Origin of the sequence: Massilia rubra, assembly GCF_011682065.1 — a bacterium.
Classification (GTDB): Bacteria; Pseudomonadota; Gammaproteobacteria; order Burkholderiales; family Burkholderiaceae_D; genus Telluria_A; species Telluria_A rubra.
In genome coordinates, this window is record NZ_VUYU01000054.1 from 1 (window position 1) to 8,661 (window position 8,661).

9 protein-coding genes are annotated in these 8,661 nt (G+C 52.1%); all 9 read right to left on the reverse strand.

Translation table 11 applies throughout. The annotated features are described in order from the left end of the window. Positions 1–190 precede the first annotated feature (190 nt). A complete protein-coding gene (locus F0185_RS33695; protein ID WP_167233003.1) occupies positions 191–595 on the reverse strand; it encodes a thioredoxin family protein in 405 nt (134 codons plus the stop codon). Further along, positions 592–1,941: a HEAT repeat domain-containing protein gene (locus tag F0185_RS33700; RefSeq protein WP_167233005.1), complete on the reverse strand. Its 1,350-nt coding sequence runs from the start codon at positions 1,939–1,941 to the stop codon at positions 592–594. Before F0185_RS33700 ends, F0185_RS33695 begins: the two co-directional genes overlap by 4 nt. A gap of 74 nt (positions 1,942–2,015) precedes the next feature. After that, entirely contained in the window at positions 2,016–3,032 is a 1,017-nt protein-coding gene (locus F0185_RS33705; RefSeq protein ID WP_167233007.1) for a hypothetical protein, read from the reverse strand. Continuing rightward, on the reverse strand, positions 3,029–4,459 hold the full coding sequence (locus F0185_RS33710; RefSeq protein ID WP_167233009.1) for an HNH/endonuclease VII fold toxin-2 domain-containing protein: 1,431 nt from the start codon (positions 4,457–4,459) through the stop codon (positions 3,029–3,031). The genes F0185_RS33705 and F0185_RS33710 overlap by 4 nt, the downstream gene beginning before the upstream one ends. A gap of 4 nt (positions 4,460–4,463) precedes the next feature. Then, entirely contained in the window at positions 4,464–4,850 is a 387-nt protein-coding gene (locus tag F0185_RS33715; protein WP_167233011.1) for a DUF4150 domain-containing protein, read from the reverse strand. A 1-nt stretch (position 4,851) separates the two neighbouring features. Then, positions 4,852–5,952, reverse strand: coding sequence for a hypothetical protein (locus F0185_RS33720; protein ID WP_167233013.1), 1,101 nt, complete (start codon positions 5,950–5,952; stop codon positions 4,852–4,854). Next, complete coding sequence (locus F0185_RS33725; RefSeq protein ID WP_167233015.1) at positions 5,949–7,076, reverse strand: DUF2169 family type VI secretion system accessory protein; 1,128 nt, start codon at positions 7,074–7,076, stop codon at positions 5,949–5,951. The genes F0185_RS33720 and F0185_RS33725 overlap by 4 nt, the downstream gene beginning before the upstream one ends. A 12-nt stretch (positions 7,077–7,088) precedes the next feature. After that, a complete protein-coding gene (locus F0185_RS33730; RefSeq protein WP_167233016.1) occupies positions 7,089–7,613 on the reverse strand; it encodes a DUF6484 domain-containing protein in 525 nt (174 codons plus the stop codon). Beyond that, positions 7,613–8,661 (reverse strand): type VI secretion system Vgr family protein (locus tag F0185_RS33735; protein ID WP_167233018.1); only part of this gene is annotated, 1,049 nt, incomplete at its 5' end. The genes F0185_RS33730 and F0185_RS33735, both read right to left, overlap by 1 nt.

The following is an 8,661-nucleotide window of genomic DNA, read 5'->3' on the forward strand; positions in this document are numbered from 1 at the left end:
GGGATCGTCGCTCAGGCATTCGACGGTGAAGTGGAAGTCGCGCGACAGGCCCTCCACCGCGTCGATCCGGTTGGCCACGAGGCTGGCGGGGCCTCCGCTGGGAAAGTTCAGGCGCAGCAGGCGGTTGCGTGGATTACACGCGCGGAAGGCGCTTCGTTGCTAACCTTCGGGCATTCCCAGCTTGTGGTCGCTACGTCGCCCAGTCAACCGCCATTAGGCGGGCACGAATATCCGGCAGGGCGGCTTGCTCGATGCGCGGTGACTCCGCCATCAGGTCGGCCAGCGCCGATGTGGTAAGGCGGCTGGGAACGAGAGCGTGGGTCAACTGAGCACCTTTGTAGCTGACCAGCAGTGGAAGACTATCGGGAATGAAGTCGTCCAGGAACTCGGCGTGATCTTCGAGATCGAGCCAGAGCCAGGTATCGTTCTTTCCGCCGTGTTCCGCAGCCAGGGACTCAAAGACCGGCTTGAGGGTGCGGCAGATTTCGCACCAGCCGGTGGCGCCGACGATCAATGTCAGGCGCGCGGATGGCGCATTTAGGCGCGCGGCGATGGTGGCGGCATCGGTCCATGGGTCGAGCAGCGGGGTACTCATGCTGCCTCCCGTGGGGGAAACATGTCGTGCAGCTTGTTCATTGCGATTCTCTGTTCTGTGGTGGATGCACGCACGTTCATATGGACCGTTGACTGCGCATGGTTAAGCATCTGCGCGGCCATGGCGCGAATGGCTTGCGGTGCGTTTTCGAGTAGCTCGAGGGCGGCTCTGGCGTCGATCTCGCGGCCGAGCAGCGCGCGTTTGCCTCGACTAACGAGGTGCGGGCTGGCGGCCGTTACCGCCTTTACCGCAGCCTGGTCCGCTTGAGGGTGTCCGCTGTCGGCGTCGAGCCGGGTTTCGGTAATCAATTGATCGGGGTCCAGGCTCGCGGGATCGGGCTCTGGCAAGGCAAGGCCGCTGGCGTTGAGGTCGATGCCCGTCAGCGTTTGCCATACCCAGCCGGCGTAGCGGCCAACGTCCTCATCGGCGAGTTGATCAATGACGAAAGGAATGTGAGCCAGGTCGCCATGCCATAGCGCGAAGGTGAGGGCCATACGGGGTGGCAGCTGTGCCAGAAAATCACGGGCTTCGGGTGCACCAATTGGCGCGAGCCAGGCAAGCTCGCGTACCCACCGTTGAAGGCGACGGCTGGCTTGGGCGCGAATAGCACCGGTCGCGCAGCTGTAAAGGCTGGCTTGTATCAGCACGCTTTGAAGCAGAACCGGAAGTGCTGCTTGGGCGTCGCCAAGTTTGCCCAACGCGATGGCTGCTTCGGCACGCACCTGCAGATCAGGGTCGCTCAATGCCTCGCGAAGCAGGGGAACGATGCTTCCCGGTTGACCTTCGGCGGCGCAAGCGCGGCAGGCAGCTGCGCGGATATGCAAGTTTTGAGAATGCAAGTAAATTGGCAGCGGATTATCCAACTGGGCAACAGCGGTGTTGCCCCGCAACGCCGCAGCGCGCAAGGCCACGACTTGAGCGACGGGGGCGGCATCAACTGATGACCAACGCTTCGCAATCGTTGGGAAGTAGTCCACATGACAGGCAGCCAGTGCAGAAATTGCTCCGCGTACCAACTGGTCTGGGCGCCGACACAACAATTTGAGTACATCATCCAGTATGCGAGCATTATCCGAGCTTATTGCAAACCACGTACAACTAAATGCTTCGCCCGGTTTTAGCCACCGTTCTAACGCGGCAAAAGAAATTTTCAATCCTGTCGGACCGGCGACATTCAGGCCGTCCAAATGTGCATCTAGTAAACGATTGAAGTGCTTTAATCGTTCGAATCCAACGTCCGCAGAACGGATAGTCCATTCCAGTTGGGACCAATAAAAAGCTGCATCTTCGGCATGACGCAAGACTAAGGCATAAATTACGGGAGGGTCAAATTTAGCGAGTGCCATGATTTTTTTGGATCATTTCCTTAATATATGTACTGATATTCAATGGCGCTAATTTCCAGCTTGCGAAATGACTTCTAAGCGGATTGTTCGTCGGCTAAATCTTCCATTTCATTTCGCAGATAAATATTCTCCCATTTTCCGTTTTGCATGAATGCGGCCCCACCTAAACCACCGAGCAACATCACTCCGTCTGCAACTGAAAGATATCCAGCGCAGACAGCAATTTCACCCGGTAAATCAGCGGGCTTTACTTTGTTCTTGTGTATTGTCCAAACTCCATAGTCATTTGTACACCAGACACGATCCCCAAACCAAACCATATCTTTAAAACCAATATTTAAGTTTCCCTCACTAATTTTCGTCCACTTATTATTTCTTCCAATAAATGTGACGCCGCCGGTACCGGAGATATATACATTTCCATCACCACCACAGCATACGTTCGTAAGTCGAATATTACTTGGGAACTCAATTTGATGCCAATTTATTCCATCGAAACGAAAGACATCTCCTTTGCCGCCGACCGCATAGATATCATTATCTTCGAAGCCGTCAATGTCATTGAATCCGCCATAGGTTTGATCGGGCTGCTTAGGAATCAGGTGAGAATACGAAAGCCATTCATTTTTACCTATCATTTTAGCTACGGAGCGCAGGCTGCCGCACACGTAAACATGGTCTTTTATTCGCTTAAGTCGGCTTACCCCACCACGCACAGGGCTTCCCTCGTCAAGGAATGACATATCATAATATCTGTCGCCACTACCAATAACATATATTTTATCGTCGAGTTCAGCTGCAATAAGCTGCCCCTTGGGTTTTTGTGATCCTGCAATTGTGGAATAATTCCACCCTTCAAGGTCAGTTGCTCCCCATTGCGAGGTTGGTTGTAGATCGGTGTAAAATGTTACCAGACGCTTTTCACGCAATCTTGGATCATAGCCTTCCCTTTCCTCTTCCTCAACCTCTTCATCTGTATACCAGCGCACTACCATAAAACCCAGAGATGTACTATCACGAACAGCGCAACCAACAATATAATATCTATGGAGCGTTCCTTTATAGGCGTCAAGAGATATTTTCATTTTCATTTGCTTTCAGATGGTATTGTTGGGGAAACTGCAGGCTGAGACTTTTTCACCGCCTTGCCTGTGCCTGCATTTGCATTGAGCATTTTGTCCTCGCAGGGTTTGTAATGACTATCAATTTGTGCCTCCAAGCACTCACGATTGCAGTGAAAGGCACCCGCTTCCACAACCGCGTCAATGCCCTGTTTCTTGGCTTCTTTGTAATCTAGAAAATTGCTATTATTCTTTTTTTTATATTCTTTAATGGATTCGCTTAGATTTTTATGAGCTAATCCATGACTTCCATGTTCAAAGCCATTCTTTGTCCCTTCTAAACAGATAGTCGGTGCGTTTTCGTATTCATAAGCAGCACATCCTACCCCCTCCATCATTGCATTTGGAATAATATGGTGACCGGTCTGTCCCGGGCAACAACCTGTACCGTGTCTGGCTTGAGCGGTCGCTTTGTTTTTCTCTACTTCAGGTACATTTACCCCATCAGGTGTAGTATTTTTGTAGGGAATCAAAAGACACTTTCGGGCCCGCATGCAAGGATTCAGTTGTGCTAAAAGTGACATAGCATCCGCTTGCGCTCGATGCGGATTGGCATCATACATGGCCAATATTTTTTTTGCTTCGTCCTTAATATTCAAGATCTTAGCCATCGCTCTGGACACAGCTTCCCCCTTTGGACCTATGAGCGCGGCGAGTTCAGCTGCCGTTGCAACGATGTCATGTGCGGTCCAAGCTGCCATAATGAAAGGACCGGCTACGGTCTCTACGAGAACAACCCCAAAAAATGCCTTTACCACAATTTTAACCGCAAGTCGCTGAATAATTTCTTCCGCTTTAGCTTTTGCAGCGGCTAAGGCCATCGCTTTAAGTGAGCTGAGTGAGCTCATCAAAAGCGACATTTTTTCATTCTCGAGCTTTTTAAGCATATCCTGCATGCTGGTCTTGACTTCCGCTAATTTCTTCTTATCAGCGTCGATACCTGCTTGATCCCCCTTTTGTCTCGGAGCGAACGGTGTGACCCAAGCTCCAGTACATCCTTCTTCCATCCAACCGTTTCCGTCAAAAGCAGTTTTACTATCAATATTTCTTGTGTAACCGGTCAATTTTTTTCCTAAGGTATCGATAACATCGGTAACCTTAGAAAGTTTTTGCTTGATACCTTGAGGTTTCAGTTTCGCTTTTCCGGTTTTAGCGTCTTTTTCGTCGTTGTGCGGTGTGCAATTTTGCACGACATCAGCGAGGTCTTTTTTACACGCTTTTTTTGTATTAAAAGTGTCAAGATAAGGCGAACTTATTGTATTACCTCCGGTTTTTAGTGCTGAGGCCGCTGGTTGGGCGGCGGCCGGCGAGTTCTGATTTTTTGCCGGACTTTGTGGGTTTTCAACTTTTGGGTTTTCATCGTTTGACTTTCTCTTTCTCGGTATTTTAGCGACCATAGCCTTATCCGTGATTGTGAGTCATTGGGTCACAATGGCGACAAACATTCAAACCTTCTATCTTCACATCAGGCGACCAAGCCGTAAAATACGCTTTTCCCTTAATAGTGTGGGTCGCAAGGCCCATACCTAGAGAACGTGTCGCTGGCTCGTTGCCTACACTATTGGCAAGATAGGAGACATCACGAAGAGCCACCGGTGTGCCGCCTATAAACACCGTGGTGGATCCGTTTTCCAGGTCCTTTGCAAACGCTGTATTCGAATATGGAATCAATACTGGACCGGCAGGTGGGGCAGGAGGACTCCAGCACAGGTCCGGGCCCACGATTGCCTTCCCATCTGCGGCCTTCGAACAAATTTCATTGTCATTCGCATAGACATGCGTTTCCATCTCATGTATCTCCGTGTTGATGAACAACGATAGCGCAACGAGTTCCATTGTCGCTAGCTAAGTGAATTAGCCCGGTCGAACCCGGGCTATACATATGGTGACCCATTTCGCGTTGCAGCCAGGCAAGCATCGCTGGGCCGGAAGCAGCACCAACCTCACCAATTTTATCGGCCAAGGTCAACTGGGTTAATTTTTGAGCGCCGAACATAACACGTGTTATGGCATTGGCCCCCTCATTCGAATAGAACTGCTCCCCATTTTGATCGCTAATGCGGAATGCAATGTCAGTATTTACAAATTTGGCTTGATTAAGCGCTGCTCGGATAGCTTGGGTTAGTCCTTGAGCACGACTTGGTGTGCTCCCGTCTACACGTCCGATCTCTTCCCCTGTACCGATACCTTTAACGTGCAGCCCATCAGCGTCCATCATTGCAGAAGTTAGCAATAACGCTGCTGCGGCTTCACCCGGAATAAAACCATCATTATTGCCATCTGTAAATAATCGAGCTTCATTTAAGTAAAAATTGATGTCTGTCGTGTTGATATAGCTATCTGCCGCAATTAGCAAAATCTGCTCTGCTTCGTGATTCGCTAAGTGTTGCGCGGCTCGTATTAATCCTTTTGCCAATCCAATTCTCCCTTCCATGAAGACAGTGGTGCGATATGCAGCTTCCACTTTGTCAAAAATTGATGAGGGCATCATGGTGGCACGGACGCCCGCCATGGCATCTTGCGCGAGCTTTCTATAGAACATTTCGTCGCCCCTTGCACGGATAGCGTCAGGTGCCAAAATCACTAGAATTGTGCGAGCAGTATCAAAAAGAGATAGTGGTTCCGCCATATTTTTCGCGCAGTCGCCGATTGCAAATTCGGTCCAGAGTTGGAGTCGCTTACTGCCATAGATTTCGTCGGGAAGCATTGCAACATTCAGTGGTTTCAAGGGTGCGCTGTAAAACGTACTTTCTTGAAAATGGTCCATATTGGCACGAAGCGCACATACGACCGCGTCAAGGTGATAACCCAAAGAACAGCACAGACCGGCAGCTGAAATCATCAAGCTGTTACGCATTTGATCTTTATTGTTTTCGATGTGGCGATTCATGTTGATATTTTCAAATTATTATCAATTTGAGATCCGCCGCAACTGTTGCATCCGTCGATTCCCAGCGATTTTTTGTGCCACCACTCGGCGTTTACGGGGCCGATAGAAATCGTTTTGAACTCTTGAATACGACGGTTGATTGGAACGCTTGCACGCCACACTACGCTAAATCGCGCATTATCGGGCTCGAAATACAAAGTGTCAGCAACGGCAATGGGTTCATCTGTACTGTAATCAGTCCTTAACACACGTATGCTTATATTATTTAGTCTTGGTAACTTGAATCGCACATCTGGCCTATTTAACATCATATTCCGAAGAATGATTTGTTCATTGCCGACCGGATATGCCATTTGCTGATCTTCTGGTGCGCATTGATTAAATTGCTCGTCATAGTCTTCCGGTAAGAAAGGGAATACATTACGCTGCCAGTTCTCATCGTAAGTCCCGGTATAAGTCGGGCGTGGTTGCCAATGACGAGCAATCGCTGAAAATGCCACCGGACTCTGCTTACCATTTGGTTTTCGTACCGGATCATCAAGTGCCTCCAAGTTTGGTACTGCCTGGCCGTCTATGTCATCGTCAGCTTGCGACCCGAACCACCCGACTCCCGCTGGATTTCTCAATTGCGCTTCCGTGAGCGTCGGGACATTTTTCCCCCAGCCTTTTTTATACGTTCGGGTCCCACCAAATGCTCTACCAAAGTGCAATGGCATGCGAATAAAGGGCTCTGCTTCAGAAATTGACACCAAGCCGAGGCGTTTTCGCCAATAGCGGTCACCATGAACCTTGACGCCTTTTCGCAAGGTTCCGACCTGCCAGACTACATTCAGCTGCGGCAGAGGTATGCCATCCAGAACGTGTGCACTTGCATTGAAGAGGACGTCACAACGCGGCTTGAATCGCACAATGTCAGAGCCATATATCATGGCGCTTTCTCCCGGATCACCTATGAAAACATCGGTTTGCTCTATGGGTTGTGGTTGCAACGGGCGCGGACGCTCGCCCGGAGATGGAATTTGCCACGTCCCCTTCGCTACAATGACCAGATGGTCGCGCCCGAAAACGTCGACTGCGGAGCTGATATCGGCCACCAAGTGTTTAGAACCTACAATAACTTCCATAAGGCACCTAGCTTAATTGATGTTGACCGAGCCGCCCAAAATTCGCTGAGTCGCGCTGGCGTGGCTGGTGATGTAAGTGCCGCGCAATTGAATGCGGCCATCCGCGCAGAGGATCAGCGCCGCTTCGCCGCAGCGCAGTTCGATCTCGTGCTCCGCGGTGAGCACCACGCGCTTGCCGTCGAGCAGCACTTCGCTAGAGGAGTGGGCGGGCGTGGAGACGGCCGGGGCGGCCAGCATCAGGCCCAGGATAATCGGTTGCATCGGATCGCCGCCCTCGAAGCCCAGCGCCAGCGCTTGGCCGATGTTGCTCGGGTCGAGCGGGCTGATGCTGCGGGCACGGATGCGGCTCAGGCCGAACGTGGCGATGCTGACCAAGGCGCCGCCGTCGGTGCCGATACCATCGAAGGTACCCACGGCGATGCCGTCTGCGCGTGTGGGCCGCTGCGGCGTTTGCACGATCACGTCATGTAACAGACCTTCCGGCTGCGCAGATTCGGTGACCGGCAGGCTGCTGCCGGATTCTGTGGCTTGCTTCATCAGTTCTCCAGAATTTTCTTGCCCTTCAGGGTGATGTTGCCATCGGCCTTGAAGGTCTGTTCGTCGGTGGTTCCCACGCTGAACGTGTGCCCGTTGATGGTGATCGTGCCGTCTGACTTCATCACCATGCTCGCCTTACCTACCGTAATGGACAATTCATCACCCGCTGTGATGGAATATTCATTCCCCACCTTGGTCACCTTGTGCGTTCCGACAATGGTCGCCATCGCCAACCCCACGTTCAGGTCGTAGCCAAGGCCCACGTTTTCCATGCGCGCCATGCCGACGTTCTGGATCGACGCAAGGGCAATCGTTTCCGTCTTCATTTTCGCTACGGTAATGGTCCAAGCCCCACCGATGCTGTCGGTCTCGTTCTGCACCACGGTCTTGGTCCGGTTCGCCCCAATCGTGATGGTCTCGTTGATCCCCACATCCTCAGTCCGGTTATCGCCGATGCTGATGGTCTCGTCGTGATCAACCCGCTCCTTGCGGTTGTTGTGGACCGTAATGGTTTCATCACGGTCCACAGTCTCCGTGCGGTCGCGCTTGACGAGGGTGGTCTCATCCCGGTCGATGGTCTTGCGGCGATCATTCCCAACCCACTTGTCCTCGTCGTGCTCGACCTCGGTCAGTTGGTCCTTCTCGGCATGCAGCCACAACTGTTCCTGGCCCTTTTTATCCTCGAAACGCAGCGCATTGGCGGTGTTGTAGTTGCCCTTCGGCGTGGAACGCGTCAGCACGCCGCTCTGGGTCTTGTTGTCCGGCAGCGTCCACGGCACCATGGTGTCTTCGTTCGGCACCATGCCGGTGACCAACGGCCGATCCGGGTTGCCGTCCATGAACTGGACGATCACTTCCGAGCCGATGCGCGGAATCGCCGTCACGCCGAAGTTGGCGCCCGACCACGAGGTGGCCACACGAATCCACGCCGAGCTTTTCTCGTCGTATTCGCCGATGCGGTCCCAGTGGAACTGCACGCGCACGCGGCCGTATTTGTCGGTGTGGATCTCTTCGCCTTTCGGCCCCACCACCAGCGCCGTTTGCAGTC